Source organism: Gordonia sp. 'Campus' (assembly GCF_022206305.1).
Classification (GTDB): domain Bacteria; phylum Actinomycetota; class Actinomycetes; order Mycobacteriales; family Mycobacteriaceae; genus Gordonia.
In genome coordinates this window covers 222,257-245,501 of sequence record NZ_JAKOIW010000005.1, presented here as the reverse complement: position 1 = coordinate 245,501, position 23,245 = coordinate 222,257, and the positions used below count along the sequence as shown (strand labels likewise).

The 23,245-nt window shown below is 68.5% G+C and carries 21 protein-coding genes and 1 pseudogene; 10 read left to right on the top strand and 12 right to left on the bottom strand.

Annotation, left to right across the window (positions count from 1 at the left end; all coding sequences use genetic code 11):
• Positions 1-2: 2 nt before the first annotated feature.
• The 7 genes and pseudogenes from MAY35_RS08110 to nadB form a co-directional block, all read right to left on the bottom strand.
• Entirely contained in the window at positions 3-2,291 is a 2,289-nt protein-coding gene (locus tag MAY35_RS08110; protein WP_238420512.1) for a cation-translocating P-type ATPase, read from the bottom strand.
• Positions 2,288-2,440, bottom strand: a complete 153-nt coding sequence (locus tag MAY35_RS08105; protein WP_238420510.1) for a hypothetical protein — start codon at positions 2,438-2,440, stop codon at positions 2,288-2,290. The genes MAY35_RS08110 and MAY35_RS08105 overlap by 4 nt, the downstream gene beginning before the upstream one ends.
• Position 2,441: 1 nt before the next feature.
• Complete coding sequence (locus MAY35_RS08100) at positions 2,442-2,648, bottom strand: heavy-metal-associated domain-containing protein (RefSeq protein ID WP_238420508.1); 207 nt, start codon at positions 2,646-2,648, stop codon at positions 2,442-2,444.
• A gap of 38 nt (positions 2,649-2,686) precedes the next feature.
• Positions 2,687-2,980: a metal-sensitive transcriptional regulator gene (locus MAY35_RS08095; RefSeq protein ID WP_159371641.1), complete on the bottom strand. Its 294-nt coding sequence runs from the start codon at positions 2,978-2,980 to the stop codon at positions 2,687-2,689.
• Positions 2,981-3,089: 109 nt separating this feature from the next.
• Positions 3,090-3,881, bottom strand: coding sequence for a hypothetical protein (locus MAY35_RS08090; RefSeq protein WP_238420506.1), 792 nt, complete (start codon positions 3,879-3,881; stop codon positions 3,090-3,092).
• A gap of 113 nt (positions 3,882-3,994) precedes the next feature.
• Positions 3,995-4,995: pseudogene (locus MAY35_RS08085) on the bottom strand (alpha/beta fold hydrolase).
• 42 nt (positions 4,996-5,037) lie between these two features.
• Positions 5,038-6,717, bottom strand: coding sequence for an L-aspartate oxidase (gene nadB / locus MAY35_RS08080; protein ID WP_238420502.1), 1,680 nt, complete (start codon positions 6,715-6,717; stop codon positions 5,038-5,040).
• Positions 6,718-6,861: 144 nt separating this feature from the next.
• On the opposite strand from nadB, the gene MAY35_RS08075 reads away from it, so the two are divergent.
• Positions 6,862-8,400 (top strand): FAD-dependent oxidoreductase, encoded by a 1,539-nt coding sequence (locus MAY35_RS08075; RefSeq protein ID WP_238420500.1) that lies wholly within the window; start codon positions 6,862-6,864, stop codon positions 8,398-8,400.
• Positions 8,401-8,448: 48 nt separating this feature from the next.
• On the opposite strand, the gene MAY35_RS08070 is transcribed toward MAY35_RS08075, so the two are convergent.
• Positions 8,449-9,210, bottom strand: coding sequence for an IclR family transcriptional regulator (locus tag MAY35_RS08070; protein WP_238420498.1), 762 nt, complete (start codon positions 9,208-9,210; stop codon positions 8,449-8,451).
• A 190-nt stretch (positions 9,211-9,400) separates the two neighbouring features.
• Here MAY35_RS08070 and MAY35_RS08065 point away from each other — a divergent pair, with 190 nt between their 5' ends.
• From MAY35_RS08065 to MAY35_RS08030, 8 genes are all read left to right on the top strand, one after another.
• Positions 9,401-10,675 carry an aldolase/citrate lyase family protein gene (locus MAY35_RS08065; RefSeq protein ID WP_238420496.1) on the top strand — a complete coding sequence of 425 codons (1,275 nt, stop codon included), beginning with the start codon at positions 9,401-9,403 and terminating at the stop codon, positions 10,673-10,675.
• A gap of 56 nt (positions 10,676-10,731) precedes the next feature.
• Entirely contained in the window at positions 10,732-11,547 is an 816-nt protein-coding gene (locus MAY35_RS08060; protein ID WP_238420635.1) for a bifunctional allantoicase/(S)-ureidoglycine aminohydrolase, read from the top strand.
• Between the two features lie 36 nt (positions 11,548-11,583).
• Positions 11,584-12,246 (top strand): response regulator transcription factor, encoded by a 663-nt coding sequence (locus tag MAY35_RS08055; RefSeq protein WP_238420494.1) that lies wholly within the window; start codon positions 11,584-11,586, stop codon positions 12,244-12,246.
• A gap of 3 nt (positions 12,247-12,249) precedes the next feature.
• Positions 12,250-13,692 (top strand): HAMP domain-containing sensor histidine kinase, encoded by a 1,443-nt coding sequence (locus MAY35_RS08050; protein ID WP_238420492.1) that lies wholly within the window; start codon positions 12,250-12,252, stop codon positions 13,690-13,692.
• A 115-nt stretch (positions 13,693-13,807) separates the two neighbouring features.
• A complete protein-coding gene (locus MAY35_RS08045; RefSeq protein WP_004020228.1) occupies positions 13,808-15,199 on the top strand; it encodes an MFS transporter in 1,392 nt (463 codons plus the stop codon).
• A gap of 9 nt (positions 15,200-15,208) precedes the next feature.
• Positions 15,209-16,147 (top strand): TAXI family TRAP transporter solute-binding subunit, encoded by a 939-nt coding sequence (locus MAY35_RS08040; RefSeq protein WP_238420490.1) that lies wholly within the window; start codon positions 15,209-15,211, stop codon positions 16,145-16,147.
• 32 nt (positions 16,148-16,179) lie between these two features.
• The gene (locus MAY35_RS08035; protein WP_238420488.1) at positions 16,180-16,836 is read left to right on the top strand and encodes an LGFP repeat-containing protein; all 657 of its coding nucleotides are present in this window, start codon (positions 16,180-16,182) and stop codon (positions 16,834-16,836) included.
• Positions 16,837-16,872: 36 nt separating this feature from the next.
• Entirely contained in the window at positions 16,873-17,808 is a 936-nt protein-coding gene (locus tag MAY35_RS08030) for an alpha/beta hydrolase (RefSeq protein ID WP_238420486.1), read from the top strand.
• Here MAY35_RS08030 and MAY35_RS08025 read toward each other — a convergent pair whose 3' ends face one another.
• Positions 17,809-19,203 carry an HNH endonuclease signature motif containing protein gene (locus tag MAY35_RS08025; RefSeq protein WP_238420484.1) on the bottom strand — a complete coding sequence of 465 codons (1,395 nt, stop codon included), beginning with the start codon at positions 19,201-19,203 and terminating at the stop codon, positions 17,809-17,811.
• 231 nt (positions 19,204-19,434) lie between these two features.
• Between MAY35_RS08025 and MAY35_RS08020 the strand changes: the two genes are divergently transcribed.
• Positions 19,435-19,860 carry an STAS domain-containing protein gene (locus MAY35_RS08020; protein ID WP_238420482.1) on the top strand — a complete coding sequence of 142 codons (426 nt, stop codon included), beginning with the start codon at positions 19,435-19,437 and terminating at the stop codon, positions 19,858-19,860.
• Here MAY35_RS08020 and MAY35_RS08015 read toward each other — a convergent pair.
• From MAY35_RS08015 to MAY35_RS08005, 3 genes are read right to left on the bottom strand one after another with little or no spacing between them, the layout of a single operon-like run.
• A complete protein-coding gene (locus tag MAY35_RS08015) occupies positions 19,847-20,536 on the bottom strand; it encodes a hypothetical protein (RefSeq protein ID WP_238420481.1) in 690 nt (229 codons plus the stop codon). The genes MAY35_RS08020 and MAY35_RS08015 overlap by 14 nt on opposite strands.
• Positions 20,533-21,579 carry an alpha/beta hydrolase gene (locus MAY35_RS08010; RefSeq protein WP_238420479.1) on the bottom strand — a complete coding sequence of 349 codons (1,047 nt, stop codon included), beginning with the start codon at positions 21,577-21,579 and terminating at the stop codon, positions 20,533-20,535. Before MAY35_RS08010 ends, MAY35_RS08015 begins: the two co-directional genes overlap by 4 nt.
• Positions 21,579-23,111: an NAD(P)/FAD-dependent oxidoreductase gene (locus MAY35_RS08005; protein WP_238420477.1), complete on the bottom strand. Its 1,533-nt coding sequence runs from the start codon at positions 23,109-23,111 to the stop codon at positions 21,579-21,581. Before MAY35_RS08005 ends, MAY35_RS08010 begins: the two co-directional genes overlap by 1 nt.
• Positions 23,112-23,245 lie beyond the last annotated feature (134 nt).

The following is a 23,245-nucleotide window of genomic DNA, read 5'->3' as shown; positions in this document are numbered from 1 at the left end:
GGTCAGCGCTTCGGGGCGAACCCCCGGAGTCGCAGGCTGTTCCCGACGACGAACACCGACGACAGTGCCATCGCGGCGCCCGCGATCATCGGGTTCAGCATGCCAGCTGCCGCCAGCGGGATGGCTGCCACGTTGTAACCGAACGCCCAGAACAGGTTTCCCTTGATGGTGCCGAGTGTTCGGCGCGCCAGTGCGATCGCGTCGGCCACCGCACGGAGGTCACCGCTGACGACGGTGAGGTCGCTGGCGGCCATGGCCACGTCGGTTCCGGTACCCATCGCGAGGCCGAGATCGGCCTGCGCGAGCGCTGCGGCGTCGTTGATCCCGTCACCGACCATCGCGACCACGTGACCCTGCTCCTGGAGTTCCGCGATGACCTCGAGCTTGCGTCGTGGACTGACACCGGCGGTCACATCGTCGATGCCGACTCTCGACGCCACGGCCCGAGCGGCGCCCTCGTTGTCGCCGGTGAGCAGCTTCGGCGTCAGTCCCAGGCGCCGGAACTCGGTGATCGCCGCTGCCGACGACGGTTTGATCCGATCGGCCACCACGACGACCCCCACGGGAACCGGTTGTCCGGCAGTCTCTTCGGAGGTGCGGTCGGTTGCCAGCACGACGACCGCCGTCGCGCCCTCGGATTCGGCGGTGGCCACCGCGTCGGCGAGTGATCGCGGCAAGGGCACGTCGACCTTGCTCGGCGACACCACGTGCACCAATCGGTCTCCGACCATCCCGGCGACGCCCGCGCCCTGCGTGGAGACGAAGTCGCGGGCGGGCGAGTCGATGTGGTCCCGTCCGGCGTCGACGATGGCGGCCGCGATCGGATGCTCCGATCCGGACTCCACCGACGCCGCCCAGCCGAGGACCTGCTCCTCGTCGTGACCGTCGGCGACGGTGATCGCGGAGAACGTCATCTCGCCGGTGGTGACGGTGCCCGTCTTGTCCAGCACGATGGTGTCGACCCGTCGCGTCGACTCGAGTACCTCCGGTCCCTTCAGCAGGATGCCCAGCTGCGCCCCCCGGCCGGTGCCGACCATCAGTGCCGTCGGTGTGGCGAGCCCGAGCGCACACGGGCATGCGATGATCAGGACGGCGACCGCCGCGGTGAACGCGAAGGTGACGTCTCCGCCCGCGAAGTCCGACGTCGACGCGACGCCCAGCCAGAATCCCAGTGTCGCAACCGAGATCGCGATGACGATCGGGACGAACACCGACGAGATGCGGTCGGCCAGGCGCTGGACGTCGGCCTTGCCCTCCTGCGCCGCGGTCACCATGCGTGCCATCTGGGACAGCGCGGTGTCGGACCCGACGGCGGTGGCACGCACGACCAGCAACCCGCTGGTGTTGATCGTCGCGCCGACGACCGCGTCGCCCGGGGTGACCTCGACGGGTACCGACTCGCCCGACACCATCGAGGCGTCGACCGCCGACGCGCCCTCGACGACGAGGCCGTCGGTTGCGACCTTCTCGCCGGGTCGCACGACGAACTCGTCACCGACCGCCAACTGCGCGATGGGGATTCGGGTCTCGACGCCGTTGTGGTCGCGGACCACGACATCCTTGGCACCGAGATCCATCAGCGCCGACAGTGCATCGCCCGCACGACGTTTGGCTCGCTTCTCGAAGTAGCGGCCCGCCAGCAGGAAGGTCGTGACGCCGGCTGCGGCCTCGAGGTAGATGTGCGACGACCCGTCTGAGCGTTGCGGCAGCAGGTCGAAGCCGTGGGTGAGACCCGGTGTGCCGGCCGTTCCCAGGAACAGGGCGTACAGCGACCATCCGAACGCGGCCAGGGTTCCGACCGAGACCAGCGTGTCCATCGTGGTGGCACCGTGGCGCAGATTGACCCAAGCGGCGCGATGGAACGGGTACGCGCCCCAGACCACCACGGGTGCAGCCAGGGTCAGCGACGCCCACTGCCAGTAGGTGAACTGCAGCGCCGGGATCATCGCCAGCGCGATCACAGGTATGGACAGCACCGCCGACACGATCAGACGTTGACGGAGTGCGTCCAACTCGGGGTCGCCCGACACCGTGGGCTCCTGGCCCCCGGTGACTGCCGGCGGGTCCGGCAGGATCGGCGCGGCGTCGTAACCGGCCGCACGGACCACCTCGACGAGGTCCGTCGTCGACAGGCCGTTCGGCACCTCGACGTGGGCGCGTTCGGTCGCATAGTTCACCGACGCCGTCACCCCGTCGAGCTTGTTCAGTTTGCGTTCGATGCGGTTGGCGCATGACGCGCACGTCATGCCGGAGATGTCGAGGTCGATCAGATGGGGTGCGGTCGCGGTCATCGGTGACCACCATCGACGCTGTGGGACGGCGAATGTTGCGGCGCCGGTTCGACATCGGGCCCCCACGCGCGGCCGACGACGAACGCGATCGCGACGATCACGACCAGGGCCGCCACATAGGCGACCGGACGGACGACTGCTGTTGTCATGTCAGGCCAGCGCGTATCCGGCTTCGGTGACCGCGGCCTCGACCTCGGACCGGCCCAGTTCGCGGTCGGCGGCCACGCGTACCGATCCGTCGTCGAGGGTGACCTCGACATCCGTCACGCCGGGCAGCGCCTCGATCTCCTCGCGGACCGAGGCCACGCAGTGGCCGCAGGTCATGCCGGTGACGGTGTAGGTGCTGGTGGTGCTCATCGGATAACTCCTCGAGTTCGGGTTTGTGCGAGTGGCGGTCAGGACTTGACCAGGCGCGAGATCGCGGCCATGGCTTCGTCGACCTTGGCCTTGCCGGCCTCGTCGCTCTCTTGAGCCGCGTGCACGACGCAGTGCGCCATGTGCTCTTCGAGCAGGCCGAGGCTGACGGCCTGCAGCGCCTTCGTCATCGCCGACACCTGCGTCAGGATGTCGATGCAGTAGGTGTCCTCCTCGACCATGCGCTGCAGGCCACGCGCCTGCCCCTCGATGCGCTTGAGTCGGCGGAGGTAATCGTCCTTGCGGCCGATGTAACCGTGCTGATGCTCGTCCATGTCACTCCCGTCCGGATACCCCTCACGGGTATGCCCGACCAGGTATACCAGTCATGGCGGCAAAACGGTACCCCCCTAGGGTACCGGCCTGGTTGGGTGACGAGTCCGACTACGCGCGCAGCACCGCAGCCAGTCGGGCCAGTGCGGTGGCGACCTCGTCGAGCGCCGCGCCGATCGCCTCGAGCCGGGCGGTGTCGAGGGCTTGCACGGCCGGCGCGCCGGGCTCCGGGTCGGCCGGCCCGCTCGGCGCCGGTCCGCCCGCGTTCAGGCCACCCGCGTTCAGACCATCCGCGGTCAGACCATCTGCGCTCGCGCCATTCGTGTTCAGGCCATCCGTCCGGTGGCGGCGGCCTTGGTAATCCTCGGTGACGAGCGGCTCGGCGTTGGTGGACCGACGCCCCCCGCGGTAAGCCGGCTGCGGATCGGGCTCGACGACCGGCTGCTGCTGTGGGAGCGGGACGGGTTGATGGGAGTCGGGTAACCGGTGCGTCCCCATGCGGGTCGGCGGCTGGTGCTGGGTGGTCAGGGACCGGTCGGGACCGACCGCTTGCGGACCCGGGGCTCCGGCACCGGTCATCACCGACGGCGCGTGACCGTTGGTGCGGGCGTAGAAGTGGGGTCCGCCGTGCCCGGCGAAGAACACACATCCCGCACCTTCGGGCGACGGGACCGGGCAGGGGTTGCGTTCGATGAGCGACTGGGCGCGATCGTCGAAGTCGTTCCACTCCAGCCAGAGACGCCGATCGTGCCGCGGGTGCGTGCTCGCGTCGGTGGCGTGGTTGCCCCGATGCCCGATCGCCAGCCGACACTGCAGCAACCACTCGGAGTCACCCGACAGTCCCAGCGCCGCGCGTTCGGTCGGCCGGCACACCACCGTCGACCAACAGCCCTCGCCGTTCATACGGACTCCCCTTCATGCATTGCCTCGCGACGCCTCTTCGCCGGCACGCAAAACCCCCCGGCATGCGATGCGGTGGCCGCCCCCCGGTGGCCACGACGTGACGATCCCGGGCGTCAGTCTACGAAGCGGACCCGTCCCGTGCCACCCCGTCGCCCCCGCGCGTTTCCGAGAGGAACCCGAGAATCCTCGCATTCACCTCATCGGGCTCGTCCAGATGGAGAAAGTGACCCGCTCCGGCGATCACCGCAGCGCCGCTTCCGGGCGGCAGCACCTCGCGGACGCGGTCGGTGAAGCGCGACTGCATGCAGCCGTCGTCGGCCCCGTGAAGATACAGCGTGCGGCAGCGGGGTTCGCCGAGCCAGTCGTTGCGGAGATCGGAGTATCGCGGATCGACACGCGGTGTGCGCAGCGCCCGGTAGTACCCCAGGGCCGCCGACCGATGCGCTGGGGTGGGCAATGCCGCGAGCGCGTGATCGATGTCGAGCTGTGCCGGACGGGACCTGCGGGTCAGCCGCCACCGGCGCCACAACAGCGGGATCAGCGTGTCCAGGGTGCGCTCCGGCCCCCAGGGCAACTGGTTGAACGCGATGTACCAGCTCATGAGCAGCTGACGACCCAGCATCCGTGCACCCTCGGCGCCCTGGGCGAGCGAGCGCCGTACAGCGGGCACCGGCGGCACCGCCATCGACACCACCGCCGCATAGGGGTTGTCGTCGCGGTGCGCGAGCGCGTTGGCCGTCATCGCACCCCAGTCGTGCCCGATGAGCACGGCGTCGTCACCGGCACCCACCGCGGCGTGAATCCCGCGGGCATCGTGGGCCAGCGCGGCCACGTGAAAGTCCTTGTCCGCCGGTATGTCCGACGGCGCGTAGCCGCGCGTGAAAGGCGCGATGACCCGGTAACCGGCCTTCGCGAGCTCGGGACCCAGGTGCCGCCAGGTCCAGGCCGAATCGGGAAAACCGTGGAGGCACACCGCAACGGGGCCGTCGTCGGGACCCCACGTCAGTGCACGCAGGGTGAGGTGGCCGAGGTCGATGTCGACGGTGTCCGGAGACCCGCCGCTTGGGTTCACCTGGCCGCGCGCCAGGCCGTCTGCTGAGGTCATCGACGCCAATCCTGCCCTGTCATGAGGCCGCCCGCATCGACTTGCCCCACGTCAGCCCGGCGTGAGCGCCACACGGGCATCTCGCAGCTCCCCGTCGACGAGCCGGAGGACGCGCGACTCCGACGTCTCGTCGGTCAGCGGGAAGTCCACGCGGACGTGCGCGCCTCGGGACTCGGTGCGGGCGGCCGCCGATGCCACGACGGCCGACGCGGTGAGGGTCAGCGCCGCATCCTCGACCTCGCGCACCGAACGCGGAACCCGTCGTGGTGCCGTCGCGAGCAGGTCGGCGGTCTCGGCCAGTCCGTCGGCCGACCTGCGCAAGGCCGCGCGGCGCGACATCGTGTCCTGCAGGAGGTCGCGATCGAGGATGGGGACCGCTTCCGCGACCGGCGGCCGTACGCGTTCGGGTACCGACAGGCCACGCCGGTCGATCGCGACCCGGGCCGCGCGGCGGCCCATCACGAGACCTTCCAGGAGGCTGTTCGACGCCAGGCGGTTGGCGCCGTGCAGCCCGGTCCGCGCGACCTCCCCGGCCGCGAGCAACCCGTCGACCGCAGTCCTGGCGTCGCCGTCGGTCACGACCCCGCCGCAGAGGTAGTGCGCGCCCGGCACGACCGGGATACGCCGGGATGCGGGATCGAGGCCCGCGGCCCGGATTCCCGCACTGACGGTCGGGAACCGGGCCTCGAAGTCGTGGACACCACCGACATCGAGGTAGACGCACGGATGGCCGGTGAGTTCGATCGCGGTCTCGACCGCGTCGGCGACCACGTCGCGCGGGGCGAGGTCGCCCATCGGATGGACCCCGTCGGTCACCGACCGGCCGTCGACGTCGACGAGTGTCCCGCCCTCGCCGCGGACCGCCTCGCTGATCAACGTGCGCCGGCCCCGTGCCCCCGCGGTGTACAGCATCGTCGGGTGGAACTGGATGAACTCGAGGTCGGCGACCTCGGCGCCGGCGCGCAGAGCGAGCGCGATGCCGTCACCGGTCGCACCGGGGGGGTTCGTCGTCGCCGCGTAGAGGTGTCCCGCGCCGCCCGTCGCCAGTAACACGGTCGGAGCGAGTACCGACCCGGGACGTCCGTCGTGCAGAACGGCAACGCCGACCGCCCGCCGCTGACCGCCGTCGTTGTCGTGGCCGTCGCCACCGTCGTCGTCGAGGAGCACCGCGGTCGCGATCGCGTCGTCGAGGAATCGGATGGCGGGCGCATCCCCGCGGCCGGCGGCGGTGCGTACCGCCGAGTGCAGCGCGCGTTGGATCGCAGCGCCGGTCGCGTCGCCGCCGGCGTGGATGATCCGACGCAGCGAGTGACCGCCTTCGCGCGTGCGGAGCAGGGCACCGTCGACGTTCCGGTCGAACTCGGCTCCCCAGTCGATCAGCGCCGACACCGATGCCCACCCGTCTGCCAGGATCGGCCTCGACGCGGCGGCATCGGTGAGACCCGCACCCGCGGCGACGGTGTCGGCGAGGTGACGGCCCACCGAGTCGTCGGGGTCACCGTGGCCGGCGGGCATCACCACGGCGACGCCACCCTGGGCATAGAACGTGGAGGTCGGTTGCTCCCCGCGGGTGGCATCCCAGCGCGGCCCCTTGTTGAGCACGATCACCTCGAGCCCGTTCTCGGCGGCGCACAGGGCGGCGGTCAGTCCGGCGATGCCCGCCCCGACCACGACGAGGTCGGCGCGCAGCGCGCCGACCTGCTCGGCCCGCCCATCTGTGGACCCGCTCATCTTCAACCGCCTCTCGCCGCGTCGGCAACCCGCACTCGAGAGCAACTCCCGGCGCACGTTTTCGATTCCCAGTCGAAAACCTTACTCTCCGCGTGCCCCGCCGAGAATGTTTGATCCCTCCTGATCACGGCAAATCCGGGGGTCATGAAAACACTCTGGTTCGACCCGGTGGGCGACTCCGCCTCCGACGCCCTGCCCGACGTCCGCCCGGAGACGATGCCCATCGACGTCATCGACACCTACGACCAAGTGGTCATCGGTGGCGGGATCACCGGCCTCACGACCGCGCTGCTGCTCGCCAGGGCCGGGCAGACCGTGGCGGTTCTCGAAGCGCGGCACATCGGCGCCGCCGCGACCGGACACACCACCGGCAAGCTCTCCCTGCTGCAGGGATCGAGACTGTCGTCGATCGCGAGCCGACAGAAGAAGTCCGCGGTGCGCGACTACGTCGAGGCCAACCGGGAGGGGCAGGCCTGGCTTCGCCACTACCTCGAGCGCCGTGGCCTGAAGGTGGACGAACGAGCGGCGCTGACGTTCGCCTCGACCGCCTCGGGGGCGAAGACCGTGGAGGAGGAGTTCGCGGCCTGCCGCGCGCACGACCTCCCGGTGTCGCATGTCGACACGCCAGAGCTCCCCTTCGACGTCAAGACCGCGATCAGGCTCGAGGGTCAGGCCCAGATCGACCCGATGGTGGTCCTGCGGGCGCTCGCCGACGACCTGCGCGCCCACGGCGGCCACCTCTATGAGGGCGTACGGGTCCAGGGGTTGAAGCACGGGTCGCCCAATGTGCTGTCCACCGACGCCGGGGACGTCCGCGCCGACGCCGTCGTCGTGGCCACCGGCCAGCCGATCTTCGACCGCGGCGGCTACTTCGCCCGTATGCACTTCTCCCGGTCGTATGCCGCGGCGTTCACCGTCGACGAGCAGATCCCGCGCGAGATGTACCTGGGTGCCGACACTCCGTCGGTGTCACTGCGGACCGTCACCCGCCCCGGTTACGACGGCGAGTTGTTGCTCGTGGGCGGCTGGGGTCATGAGGTGGGCCGCACCGGTTCCGAGCGCCAGCACGTCATGGACATGCTGGCGTGGACCGAGAAGCACTTCCCCACCGCGCGGATGGTGGCCCGCTGGTCGGCACAGGACTACACCACCATCGACCAGCTCCCCTATGTCGGCCCCATCCTTCCGGGTGTGGAAAACGTCCAGGTGGCAACGGGTTTCGCGAAGTGGGGCCTCACCAATGGTGTCGCCGCGGCATTGGCGATGACCGGCAGGATCCTCGGGAACGAGCCACCGTGGTCGAAGACGTTCCGTCCGTTCCGTACCTCCGAGGTCACCAGCCTCGGAGCGCTCGGTTCGGCCCTCTCGGCCAACGGTCAGGTCGCTGCGTACATGACCGCCGGCTATGCGGGCTTGCTCAAACCCACCAAGAAGCATCCCGCCGAAGGCGACGGCGTCGTCGGCCACGATGGGCTCACGCCGCGCGGTGTGTGCACCGTCAACGGGGAGACCCAGTCGGTTGCGCCGCTCTGCACCCACCTGGGCGGGGTCCTTCGGTGGAACGACGCGGAACAGACGTGGGATTGCCCGCTACACGCCTCGCGGTTCGACCCCGAGGGCAACGTGCTGGAGGGCCCGGCGACCCGAAATCTGGCTTCTCAGAAGGCGTCTCACGACGGGTGATCGCGCCGGGAGCGGAGCGAGCGGGCGAAATCGACACCGCGCCGGGAGCTAGGACTCCCGGGAACCGATGAGCGCTTCGGAGACGGTCTCGGCAGCGGCGCGCAGTGCCTTGACGGCGCGGTCGCGTAGATCGTCGTCGAATCGGGCGACCGGCCCGGAGATGCCGACGGCCATCGGTGTCGGGGCTCCGGGGACGGCGACGGCCATGCCACAGACGCCCACCTCGTGTTCTTGCTCGTCGGTGGCGACGCCGTCTGCGCGCACCTGCTCGACGGCGGCGAACACTCCGGAGAGGGACGTGACGCTCCACTCGGTGGCAGCGGTCAGCCCGGCCTGGGTCACGTGCTTCAGGATTCGCGCGTCGTCGAGCTCGGCCAGCACGGCCTTGCCGACGGCGGTGTTGTGCATGGTGACCCGACGTCCGACCTCGTTGTTGGTGCGCATGCTGTGCGGTGACGGGACCTGCGCCACGTAGATGACCATGTCGCCGTCGAGTACCGCGAGACTTGCGGTCTCACTGAGTTCGGCGACCAGGGAGCCGAGTACGGGCGCGGCCACCGCCCCGAGTTGACGGTTGGCGACCTCACCGAGTCGTATCAGCCGGGGACCCAGCGCGTAGGACCGGTTGGGGAGCTGCCGGACGTACCCGATGCCCACGAGCGTCCGCAGCAACCGGTGGATGGTTGGCGGCGGCAACGGTGACTCCGCGGACAGGTGGCTGAGAGAGCATTCGCCACCGGCGCGTCCGATGAGCTCCATCAGCTCGAACGCGCGCTCGACCGATTGCACTCCGCCCGAGCTCCCCGCCATCGCCACCTCCCCGTCGCAACGTTTCTCGACAGACTTCTCAGCACTCCACAGTCCGACATCACGCTACGTTCCGTGATGTGAAACCACAATCAGACGCCGTCGCAGCTCAGGACTGGTGGCTGGCACCGTTCCTACAGTAAACTCCGCTCTGCGGAATTACTTTTCCATCAATCGATGAGGGGTGCCTGTCGTGAGTGCGCAGCCCGGTCGCTTCGGTGCGGCCTTTCTCGCCGAGGTCGAGGCCGTCTTGGCCCCGGCCGACGCCGTGCTGTCGGGTCGATACCCGGGCGACGACGGCAGCCGGCAGCCCGTCCACACGGTCTACGTCCCGGCGGACAGGTACTCGGCGGGGATCGCCCGGGAGTGGGGGCAGGCAGCGCTCGCTGCCGCCGCCGAACACGGCGGCCTCGCCGCCATCGCCCGCTCGACCGTCGCCCGGACCGACTCGGATGCGACCGCACTCGCGGCCCTCGTGGAGAACAAACTGCGCACCGAGCCCATCGAGGATCTACGTGTCGACTTCGAGGACGGTTACGGCGTCCGGTCCGACGATGAGGAGGACGCGGCCGTGGCCGTCGCGGTCACCGCCATCGGGAACGCCGGCGCTGCCTCGCCGCCGTTCATCGGCATCCGTTTCAAGTGCTTCGAGGCCGACGTCCGAGCTCGCGGCCTACGCACCCTCGACCTGTTCGTCTCCGGACTGGCCGAGGCCGGGGAGCTTCCCACCGGGTTGACACTCACGTTGCCGAAGGTCACCTCCACCGACCAGGTCGTCGCGATGGTCAGCGTGGCCCGGGAACTCGAGCGGGTTCACGGACTCCCGGACGGACGCATCGGATTCGAGATCCAGGTCGAGACACCGCAGTCGGTGATGAGTGCCGACGGGACGGCAGCCGTTGCGCCGATGATCCATGCGGGTGCGGGACGGGTCACCGCGCTGCACTACGGGACCTATGACTACTCGGCGTCGCTCGGCATCGCCGCCGCCTACCAGTCGATGGAGCACCCGGCCGCCGACCACGCGAAGGCCGTGATGCAGCTCGCCGCGGCAGGCACCGGTGTGCGCCTGTCGGACGGGTCGACGAACATTCTCCCGGTCGGGGACGCCGAAGCCGTCGAGGCCGGTTGGGCCCTGCACGCGCGACTGGTCCGCCGCCACCTCGAACGCGGCTTCTACCAGGGATGGGATCTGCATCCCGCTCAACTGGTCACCCGATTCCTGGCCACGTATGCGTTCTACCGCGACGGGTTCGGTTCCGCCGCAGTACGTCTGCGCAACTACGCGCACCAGATCGAATCGTCGGTGCTCGACGAACCCGCGACGGCTCGCGCGCTCGCCGGCTTCATCCGCCGCGGCGAGCTGTGCGGGGCGCTGACCGTCGACGAGGTGGAGGCCGCGACAGACCTCCCCCTCACCAAGGTGCGGGAGCTCGCGCTCCATCGTCCGCCCGCCCCCGGCGCCTGAGACCGAACCATCAGCCCTACATGACCATTCATCCCTTCGACGAACAGGACACCACGATGACCGCGTCGCCGTACTACAGCCCCACCGGCGGACTGCCGCCGCAGACCGATCTGCTCACCGACCGCGCGGTGGTCACCGAGGCGTACACGGTGATCCCGCGTGGTGTACTCCGCGACATCGTCACGTCGGTGTTCCCCGAGTGGACCGACACCCGCGCCTGGGTCCTCAACCGCCCGGTTCCCGGCGGCGCCCAGACATTCGCCCAGACGATCATGGAGGTCGCCCCGGGCGGCGGTTCGCAAGCGCCGGAACCACAGTCGGAGGTCGAGGGTTTCCTCTTCGTCACCTCCGGCGAACTGACCGTCACGGTCGCGGACTCCGACCACGTCCTGACAGAGGGCGGCTTCGGTTATCTGCCGGCGGGCACCCCGTGGTCGGCGCACAACCGGGGCGACGCCCCCGCGTCCTTCCACTGGATCCGCAAGCGCTACCAGCCCATCGCCGGTCATGAGCCCGCCCCGAAGTTCGGCAACGAGCGCGACATCGAGCCCTCGCCGATGCCCGACACCGACGGGGCCTGGCGCACAACGCGAATGCTCGATCCGCAGGACCTCGCGTACGACATGCACGTCAACGTCGTCACCTTCGAGCCCGGGGCGTCGATCCCGTTCGCCGAGACCCACGTGATGGAGCACGGCCTGTACGTCCTGGAGGGCAAGGCCGTCTACCGGCTCAACGAGGACTGGGTGGAGGTCCAGGAGGGCGACTACATGTCGCTGCGCGCGTTCTGCCCGCAGGCCTGCTACGCGGGCGGACCGTCGAACTTCCGATACCTGCTCTACAAGGACGTGAACCGACAGATCGTGCTCTGACGGGCCCGCTCCCGTCCCTGTCGTACCGTGGACGCGATGCGTATCGCGGTGGTGGAGGACGACGACGGGGTCGGTGATGCGCTCGTGGACGCCCTGACCGAGGTCGGTCACGAGCCCCGCCGGATGCGGCGCGGCGCCGATCTCCTACTCGGTCATCGCGATGTCGACCTCGCACTTCTGGACCTGGGCCTTCCCGACGACGACGGCCTGACCGTGTTGCGCCGCTTGCGGACCGTCAGCGAGCTGCCGGTGGTGGTGCTCACCGCACGGCACGACGAACGATCCGTGGTGCGGGCACTTCGGGCGGGTGCCGACGACTATGTGGTCAAGCCGGCGCGGCTGGGAGAGCTGATGGCGCGTCTGGAGGTGGCCGCCCGCCGTCGCGTCGCCGATGCGCCTGCCTTCGCAGAGCGACGGATCGCGACCGGCGACATCGTGGTCGACCTCGATGCGCGACTGGTCACCGTGGACGGTGCCGACGTGGCCCTGACCCCGAAGGAGTTCGAACTCCTCGCGCACCTCGTCGCGCGGCGCGGCGAGGCGGTCAGCCGCGAACAGTTGATGGATGCGATCTGGGGCGACGCCCATGTCGCGATCTCCCGTAGCCTCGACGTCCACATGACCGCACTCCGGGCGAAGCTCGGCAGGCCGGGTGTGATCGAGACGATCCGCGGGTTCGGCTACCGGTGGGGTTCCTGAACGGTGTGGCGGCGCGTGCTGCTCGTGCTGGTCGCCTACTCGGCGATCGTGGTCCTCGGCCTGGCGGTCCCCCTCGCGACGACCGTGAGTCGCGAACGGCTGCAACGGTTCACCGAAAGCCGGACCGCGTCCGCGATCTACTTCGCCGACCTCGCCGATCGGGAACCGGAGATGCGGGGCACCGAGTTGCAGCGGGCCGTCGAACGCTATCGCGATCTCTACGACGAAGGTGTCCTGGTGGTCGACCGAGCCGGCAAGACCCGCGCCTCGGCCGGCCTCTCGGCCCGGTCACCGGAGGTCGCCGAGGCCGTGTCCGGGGCATTGCGCAACCAGCGCACCCGGATCGCGTCGGGACTGACACCCTGGTCGCCTGAATCGGTATTGGTGGCCATGCCGATCGGTACGGGCACCCAGGTCGATGGTGCGGTCGTCATCGAGGCGTCGACGGCGGCGGCGACACGCGATGTCGGCAGGACGTGGGCCGTGATCACCGGCGGAGCCCTCGCGATGCTCGTGATCGGTTCCCTCATCGCGGTTGCGTTGTCGCGGTGGACGGTTCGCCCACTCACCGCGTTGACGGCACGGGTGCGATCACTGCGCGCCTCGATCATCGACGGCGGTCCGACACCGACTGGGACGGCAGCGAGCGGAACGACCCTGGGCGGACCGCCCGATCACCGGCACACCGGCCCGCCGGAGGTCCGCGAGCTGTCCCGGATCTTCGATGCGATGGCGGACGACGTCGAGAACGCCACCGGCGCCCAGCGCCGCTTGGTGGCCGACACCGCGCACGCACTTCGTAATCCGCTCGCGGCCGTGCGGTTTCGTCTCGACACCCTCGGGCTCGGATTGACCGGCCGCTCGCTCGAATCACATGAGAAGACCATCGTGGAGATCGATCGGCTCGACCGGATCGTCGACGACCTGCTCGTCCTGGCCACCGCCGAGTCGCGGCCCGCCGGCTCCACCACGGGGGTCTGCGACGTCGCCGCCGTACTGGTCGAACGGCACGACTTCTGGGCGGATGCGCTCGTGGATGCCGGGCTGTCGGCGTCGATCGTCTCGCCCCGGCCGCGGTCGGTGATCGCCGCGCTCGACGAGGACGATCTCATCCGGGTGATGGACGCCCTGATGAGCAACGCGGTCAACCACGCCGGGGCAGGTGCCCACGTGGAGTTGGGCTGTCGGTCCGAGGGCGCACGGATCCGGGTCTGGGTCGCCGACACCGGCCGCGGCGTGACGGACGCCGAGATGCCGCGCGTCACGGAGCGGTTCTTCCGCGCGTCGACCGGCGGCGTCCCCGGGTCCGGACTCGGATTGTCCATCGCCGCGGCCCTCGTCGACGCGGCCGGTGGCGAGCTGAGGGTGACTGCCGGACGCCCCACGGGACTGCGGGTGGACCTCTGGATCCCGGCGGCGGACGTCGACGTGCAGGACCTCTCCTAAGGGAGTGTTAGGAAACGTCGATCGGCTTCCGTTTCGCCTGTGACTGCGTTCACAGTGTTAGGGGCACCGACGCCGGACCGGGTCGGGTGCACGTTCGACGATCTGGAGGAGCCCGATGACCGACTCGCCCACCCGGCAGCCCGCGGACGCCCGGAGCGCACCGCCGACCTCGTCGGCCGCGGCGACGCGCCGTGCCGTGCTCAACACCCTGCGCGGGTCCTCCGGCAACCTCGTCGAGTGGTACGACGTCTACGTCTACACGGTGTTCGCGACGTACTTCGAGAGCCAGTTCTTCGACTCGGCCGACAAGAACTCGACTGTCTACGTGTACGCCATCTTCGCCGTCACCTTCCTGATGCGGCCGGTCGGCTCCTGGTTCTTCGGCCGGTACGCCGACCGTCGGGGCCGACGGGCGGCGCTGACCTTCAGTGTGTCGCTGATGGCGGCGTGCTCCCTGGTCATCGCGCTCACACCGGGTCGCGAATCGATCGGCGTGTGGGCGGCGGTCGTCCTGGTGCTCTGTCGTCTGGTGCAGGGATTCGCCACCGGAGGCGAGTACGGCGCGTCGGCCACCTACATGTCCGAGGCGGCCACCCGTGAGCGTCGCGGCTTCTTCTCGTCGTTCCAGTACGTCACGCTGATCGGCGGACACGTGCTGGCACAGCTCACCCTGCTGGTGATGCAGGTGTTCCTCGACAAAGAGCAGATCTCCGACTTCGGTTGGCGCATCGCGTTTCTCATCGGCGGCGTGGCCGCGGTGGTCGTCTTCTGGTTGCGACGCAGCATGGACGAGTCCCTCACACCGGAGCAGTTGGAGGCCGTGCGCAGCGGGGCCGACTCCGAGTCCGGATCGATTCGCGAACTCGTCGTGAACTATTGGCGTCCCCTGCTGGTCTGCTTCCTGGTCACGATCGGCGGCACCATCGCCTTCTACACCTACAGCGTCAACGCTCCGGCGATCGTCAAGACCGCCTACGAGGACCACGGTCGCACCGGGACCTGGATCAACCTCATCGGACTGGTGTTCCTGATGGTGTTGCAGCCGATCGGCGGAATGATCAGCGACAAGGTCGGACGCAAACCCGTCCTCATCTTCTTCGGCGTCGGCGGTGTCCTGTACACCTACGTCCTGATCACCTACCTGCCCCAGACGACCTCGGTGGCAACGTCGTTGACCCTGCTCGCCGTCGGCTACGTGATCCTCACCGGCTACACCTCGATCAACGCGATCGTGAAGGCGGAACTGTTCCCCTCGCACGTCCGCGCGCTGGGAGTGGGTCTGGGTTACGCGCTCGCGAACTCGGCGTTCGGCGGCACCGCACCGCTGATCTACCAGGCGGCGAAGAACGGCGGTCATGTCCCGTGGTTCATCGCCTACGTCACGATCGTGATCGCGGTGTCGTTGATGGTGTACATCTTCGTCCTGCGCAACAAGGCGGAGACGCCGCTCGATCGCGAGCAGGGGCGGGCCTTCCTCGACGCAGGGGTCGGCGCGCGACGGGCCTAAGGTGGCACCATGTCGTTCGCGCGCGGGTCGGTGGACCGGCGGACCATGCTCCGCGGAACCACCGGCCTGGGCGCGCTGCTCCTGGTGTCCGCGTGTGGGACCGAGCGCGGGGCGCCGGTCCGCCTGGCCGCGGGCGAGTCGGGCGGGTTCTTCTGGGAGTTCGCCGGACTGCTCGCCGCGGCGGCCGACCGGTCGGGCGCGCCGCCGATCCGCCCGCGTCGGTCCGGCGGCTCGGCCGAGAACCTCGACGCGCTGGCGGAGGGTTCCGCTGACCTGGCCATGAGCCTCAGTGACACGGCCATCGAACGTGCGATTCCACAACTGACCGCCCTCGGTTGCGTGTACGAGAACTACTTCCAGGTGGCCGTCCGCGCAGATTCCGGCATCGCGACGATCGCCGATCTGCGCGGACGGGTGGTGAGTGTCGGCGCGCCGGGTTCCGGTGCCGCGGGACTCTCCGAGCGGGTGCTCGTCGCGGCCGGCCTCGATGCCGCCCGCGACATCCGGCCGGTTCGCCAGACCATGCGGGACGCCGGCTCGGCGCTCGCCGCGGGAGCGGTTGATGCCGTCATGTGGGCGGGTGGTCTGCCGACCCCGGCATTCACCGACCTGCGCGTGCCGATCGCCCTCCTCGATCTCGGTGGTGTCGTGGCGGCCTTACGACGGGAGTACGGGCCGGCGTACGAGCCCGTACGCATCCCGGCCGACATCTACGGCCGACACCCGGCGGTCACCACCGTCGGGGTCGCGAACCTGCTGCTCGCCCGTCGGGACGTGCCGGACGAGACCGCCGCGGCCGTCGTCGATCTACTCCTCGACGAGTCCGCACACCTCGTGCCGTCGCAGGCGATCGGCAGTCAGTTCCTCGACGCGCAGTCATTGATCCTCACCGGCCCCATCCCCTTGCATCCGGGTGCCGCGCGTGAGTATCGCCGTCGGCACGGGTGAGCACACCTGCCGTTCACCGTTAGGGTGACCACATGAAGCACATGGCTTCCCGCCGCGCCGAGTTCGTTGCCGGATTGTTCGTGGTCACGCTGTTCGCCGCCGGGTGCGGCACCTCAGATGCCGACGACTCACCCGCAGCGTCCCCGACGACGGGGTCTTCGACGACAACTACACCGGCCGGCGACACGACGGCCCCCTCCACTGTCGCGCAGAATGCCGCGCCCGGACCCACCGAGGTGACGGTGATGGGCGAGGACGACGAGGAGGTGACCCTCACCGGTCCGATCGCGGTGAAGTACGGGTCGGCGACGGAGGCACAACGGAAAGCCCTGGGCAAGCCGCTGACCGGGGATCACAATGCCGGGACTCGCGAGAGTGGCGTTGTGTACCAACAGTTCCGCGGTGGAGTGATCATCGCGAAGAACAGCGCCGCCGGAACGCCCGCGTACATCATGACCTCCGGCAAGATCCGCGACGCGTGGAACACCGAGCGCGGGCCGGACGGGGTCCCCTTGCTCACCGGCACCAACGGTTCGGCCGGACCTCTGGGAGTTCCCACGAGTGACGTGACAATCGACGGCGACCTCGAGGTGGGGACCTTCGAGCACGGCAGGATCACCGAGAACACATCGACGGGCGAGGTGACCGTGACCGTCAACGGCACGACCGTCCCATCCGGCCTGAAGTAGCCGATGAGACGCCGGGTTCTCACAGTCGCCGTCGGCATGGCGGTCGCGCTCGCCGGCGGCGGATGCTCGACACAACCCGAGCCGTCGTCGCCACCCTCGGGCAGCACACCGACGGCGGCAACCGCTCCCCCGGTCCCCGCGAGTACGGAATCGATTGACGTCGTCCGCGTCGAGTATCTCGATGACGCCGATGCCGACCCCGCCGAGAACTGGGCCAACCTGTACCTTCCGGCTGGCGCCCGCGCAGACGATTCGTTGCCGCTGGTGACGATCATCCACGGCGGCGGTTTAGAAAGCCGTGCAGGTGCAGAACAATTCGACGAGATGGCCCGAGACCTCGCCGACCGGGGGCTGGCTGTGTACAACGTGGAGTACCGGCGTCTCGGCACCGGCGGAGGATGGCCCACCACCTTCCACGACGTGGCCCGGGCACTCGACCACGTGCCCACGATCGCCGACACCTACCCGCAGTTGCGCATCGACGACGAGTTGGTGATCGGTCACAGCGCCGGTGCACAGTTGGCCGTGTGGGGCGGCACTCGCCATCGCCTCACCGACGACGAGGTGGGTTCGCGTCCGGCATTCGTTCCGTCGCGGGTGGTGTCCATCTCCGGCCCGTTGGACATACGCTACGCCGTCGACCACGGCAACAACCGAGTGATCACCCATATTCTCGGCGGCACACCGAGTCAAGTCCCCGACCGCTACGACTCGGTGGACCCCATCCGCAATCTCGACCCGGCGCTACCGGTCACCCTGTTCCACGGATCAGCCGACACCGTTGTCGACCCGGCCAACTCCCGGCGCTACGCGAACGCCCTGGACGCCGCTGGGGGATCGACCGAAGTGCTGCTGTTCGACGGCGAAACCCACACCTCACTCGTTCATCGCCAGTCCCCCGCCTACACCCGGATCATCGACCGCCTCAACGAGATCGCCCGGGCCGACCTCGAGAAGCTGCGCGACGAATAGCTAGGCCGCATCCTGGATGACCGACACCGGTCGATTTTCGTTGCGCTGCCGCCATTCCCACACCGCGTAGAGCACCTCCGTGGTGTACCCCAGGTTCATCCGACCCCCACCGACCGGGACCGTGGCCGCGACGCCGACCCTGCAGTCCGGCCGCCACCCGGCGGGCCGCGACGTTGGTGGCACCATCTCGATCTCGGACCCGTCCGGGCGGTGGAAGGTGAACCGCTGCCGACCATGCGCGGTGATCGAGAACTCACCCCGATGCAACGACCGATGACACGAACCGCACAACAAGATCAGATTGTCGGGATCGGTCCGCCCACCCGCGGACCAGAACTCGACATGATGGGCATGCAGATGACGTGTGCGCCCACACCCAGGAGTCTGACAACACCGATCCCGCACGAACAACGCCCGCACCAACGCCTTGTTCGGCGCCCGTTTCCGACGCCCCATACCCAACAGCGCGAGCTTGCCCGATTGCCCGGAAACTCTGCGGCTCAGCACATCTCGAGTGGACGCCCCACACCGAGCCTCTGCCACATCGGCCTCCGACAACGCGGGACCATCGTCCAAATGAGCGTGGTCCACACCGTCCCCGGCATGGATCAAGATCTCTGCGCCCGGCGCCAGATCGGGCATCGCGATCCCGTCATGCACCATCCCGGCCATCGCCACGACCGCCGGAGCCACATTCGACGGCACCTGCCGCCACAGATCCCGACTTTGTGCCGGGGCAGTCTCGGGCTCCTGCTCATCCGGGCACGTCTCAGTGTTCCGCGGAACACTCGAGAGGGTCGGCAAATCCGGGTCGTCGCAGGTCCGGGTGCGTTCGTACTCCGCCCGCACCGCACCCGCCAGGAACCGCGCCCCGTCCAGCGGACTCAACGTCAACGACACCGACAACGACCCGTCCGCATTCCACTTCCACCGACCCGTCGACTCCACCGCCGCCCGGTCGCCCTCGTCCACGCCGCGATCGCGGTCGATATGGCGCATCGCCCGCACCGCCCGATCCAACTGACCCGCCGTGGTCGACAACGCCAGGTTCACCAACTCCAGCTCCCGCTGGGGCGTGGCAACCCGCGTCAACGCGCGGACCTTCGAATACGACAACCTCCCCAGCGCGAACGCTTCTCGGATCACCGACAGTCCAACCAACGCCCGAGCCACCCGCACCTGCTCATGCGCGGTCCTCAACGAGATCCCCGCCTTCCACGACAACCACTGCGCACACGAACCGACCCCCGGCCCCGCCCACGCACGCCGCTGATCCCACTCCGCAACCAGACCCAAGAACTGCGCCGTCAACGCACTGATCTGCGCCGCATACCCCAACACCCGCGCCTCGAGCACCGCATCAGACAACGCCGCCGGATCCGCATCATCGAACATCGACGACACACCCTCCCGCGAACCGAAAGCACTGACCCCCACCGAAACCCCCCTGAGCCGAACGAACGGAACAGACGAAATGTAACGATCACCACCGACAAAACCGGAGGTCGCGGGTGTTCCGCGGAACACTCCAGGGGGCCGCGGACAGCCGAATTCCCAACCCGGCAATCCGGGCCACTGCCCGCTCCGAATGGCACGCAGTGGCTCGACTACGAGAGGCAGGGATACATGCCGGCATACGGCTTCGAACCGGTGATCCTCGGCGACGATGAGTCGCTCGTGCACCGCGCGATGACGGTGACCACGACGTGGTACGACCACCTCATGATCCTCGGTGTCCGAGGCAGCATCGATCTGTTCAGCGTTCCGCAACTGCGGTCGGCCGTTCGGGAAGCCGTCGAGGCGAGACCACGAGGGTTGATCGTCGATCTCACGCACACCGAGTTCCTCGCCTCGTCGGGCATGGCCGAGTTGCTCGCCGCGCACACCGCCATCGCACCGGAGGGCCGGTTCGGCGTCGTCGCCGCTCACCCCGTGACCACGCGACCTCTTCGAGCGGCGGGTCTGGATCAGACGCTGACCTTGTATCCGACGCTTAGGCAGGCGGTGTCCGCGATGACCGACTCCGACACGCAGTCGCTCATCTCCGGATGAGCGTCGAACCGGTACGCGCCAGCTGTTGCTGATGCTCGCCGAGGACGCGATAACCGTGGTAGTAGGTCACGAGCATGAGCGCCCAGACCGCCATGGCGATGCTGTAGAACAGGGTGCGGTCGGCGTCGTCGCCGGGAATGCGGATGAAATCGTATGAGGCAGCGATGAATGCGCCGAGCACGGTCGCGACCGCCACCCAGGTGCCGTGACGCCGTTCGCCGATACGGAAGAGGCGCGCGGCGACGTAGAGCATGAACACCGCGGTCGCGAGGTTCGCGACGGTGTAGAAGACCGTCCACCCCGTGCTGACCGGCCGGACGTCGAGGGCACGGTCAAGCCCCACAGCGATTCCCGCTCCGATCACGAGCCCCTCGACGATCCAGCTCGGTCGGTACCGATGGGTGACCACGAGCATCCCGAGGATGAACATGACCGTCATGCCGAACGACCGGGAGAACGCGTCGAAGAACACCATCAGGTGGTAGCTGACGCTGTCGTGGGACACCCCGGTGGCCGCGAGGACCAAGATGTTGGTGCCGGACACCGCGATCACCAGCCATTCGACGCCCAGCAGCAGGTTGCGATGGCGCCGTAGCAATCGGACACCGTAGACATAGCCCGCGCCCAACATCGCGAGATTGGCGATCAACACCAACGTCATGTGAATCAAGCTCATGGCAACTCATCTCGGGTTGGCCCGGCGTCATGTCGAAGTGCGTCGGCGATTGCGTCTGCGACACGGTCGACGGCCTGGCGCGACGCCTTGCTGATGCGTGTCAGGGAGATGTAACCGTGGACCAGGCCGCCTTCGCGCATCACGCGCGTCGGTACGCCTGCGTCGATCAGCCGACGGGCGTACGCGATCGCCTCGTCGCGCAGCGGGTCGAATCCGGCGACGGTGATCAGCGTCGCCGGCGCCCGGGACAGATCGTCGGCGTACAGCGGCGAGACACGCGGGTCCGTCGCGGGATGGCCGTCGGGGACATAAAGCTTTGACAGCCAGTCGATCTGCCTGGCCGACAATGCGGGATTGTCGGCGAACTCGGTGCGCGACGGATGAGCGCCGACGCCGTCCACCACCGGATACATCAGCACCTGCATCAGGGGCCGGAGCCGTTCGTCGGCGAGATCGTTGGCGAGCACCGCACACAGATTGGCCCCGGCGCTGTCACCGAGCAGCACGATCCGTTCCGGGTCGACTCCCCACTCGGAAGCCTGATCGACAGCGAAACGCCACGCGTGCAACGCATCATCGACCGGGATGGGAAACCGCGCTTCGGGCGCGCGCCGGTATTCGACCGACAGGACGGCCACGCCCGCGCGGTCGGCGATGAGGCGGACCGGTGCGTCGTACCCGGCTCGACTGCCGAGCACGAAACCTCCGCCGTGCAGGAACACGACGAGTCCATCGGACCGGCCGGGCGGGCGATACAGGCTGGCGCGTATCCCGTTCGGCAGAGTGAGATCGTCGACGTCCATCGCCGGGGCGTCGTCGGCGAAGACCCGGCAATCGTTGTCCATCGCGACCCGTGCCTGCGCGACGGTCCCGTCGCTGAAGTCCGGACCGGAGGACGAGACCTTCATCAGGACGGCGATTTCCGGCGCCATGACGTCACCGTCGGAGTTCATGACGGGCGGCACGACACGGCTCAGCACGGTGTCGGGCAGACGACCGACAGCGGTGAACGCCGCGCGTTGACATCGTTCGAGAACCGTCATCATCGTGCAGCTTCCACTGCGGCCGGCTTGCCCAGTTCGCGCTCGAGACGTGAAGAGAACGTGAGCGCATCGCTGATCACGGGTTCGCGGAACATCTTTCGGTCCTCGAGGAATACGCTCTTCATCTGCCACGGCATCTCATCACCCTGTCGAGGCAGCGCGTGCTTCGCGCGAAGCATGTATCCGGCATCGAGGTCGATGACCGGACGGGTGCCGGTGCCGTCGGGGGCAACCGCTGTCGCGGTGTCGAATCCGTGGGTGTCCATGTGGTGGAGCAATTCGATGAAGCTCTTGCCGAGCAGCCCGATCTTCAGCGTCCAGGACGATTTCGTGTAACCGACGGCCATGACCCAGTTCGGCACGCCGGACAGCATCATCCCCCGGTAGACCACCGACGACGGCAGATCGATGGGACGACCGTCGACGGTGAGGTCGATACCGCCGAGGAGCCGCATGTTGAGTCCCGTCGCGGTCACGATCAGATCGGCCTCCAGCTTCCCGCCGGATTCGAGTTCGATGCCGTCCGGGACGAACCGCCGGATGCGGTCGGTGACGACGGACGCATCGCCGGTGCGGATGGAGGTGAAGAAGTCACCGTCCGGCGCGAGGCACAGGCGCTGGTCCCACGGGTCGTAGGGCGGGTTGAAATGCTTGTCGACGTCGAACCCGGCGGGCAGCTCTCTGGTGTTGAGGTAGCGGATCATTCGCCGCGACGCCTTCGGGAACGTGGTGAGCGTCTTGACGACTGCCCAGTCGGCCCACACGTTCTTCCATCGAGTCGCCAGGTATCCGCGACGCTCGCCGAGCAACTTGGTCAACGTGAGGCTCAGTCCGTCGATCCGCGGCATCGTCATGATGTACGACGGCGTCCGCTGGAGCATCGTGACGTGCGACGCCGCACCCGGTCCCTTCAGCATCGACGGGATCAGCGTGATCGCAGTGGCACCGCTGCCGATCACAACCACCTTCTTACCGGTGTGGTCGTAGTCCTCGGGCCAGTGCTGCGGGTGGATGATGTCACCCGCGAAGTCGTCCCGGCCCTCGAACTCGGGGGTGTAACCCTCGTCGTACCGGTAATAACCGGTGGCACCGAAAACCCAACCGGCCGTGATGATGTCGTGCCGGACGGCCCCGTCCGTGTCGGTGATGTCCACCGCCAGCGTCCACCGCGCGTCGCTCTCCGACCAGTCCGCGGACGTGACGTGGTGGCGATACCGGACGATCGCGTCGAGGCCGTATTCCTCGACGGTCTCGGCGAGGTAGTCCTTGATCAGCGGCGCGTCCGCGATGGCGGTCTCGTGCCGCCAGCTCTTGAACTCGTAGGCGAAGGTGTGCAGGTCGGAGTCCGACCGAATACCGGGGTAGCGGAACAGGTCCCATGTCCCGCCGATTGCGTCCCGACCCTCCAGGAGGGCCACCTTCTTCGTCGGGAACTCCTGCGTGATGTAGACGGCGGCACCGATCCCTGAGATCCCGCCGCCGATGATGACGACGTCGAAATTCTCCGGTGAGGTGGGTGAGTGTCCGGGCATGATCCTCTGCCTCCCTTGCGCGCCGGGGAGCCGACGACTTGGCTTGAACGACTGTGTGATGGGCATAGCCTGCCGACGCGGGTGTAACGCGCGCCACAGCAGATGTGAGCGTCTTCGACGATCGGAGTGTGCAT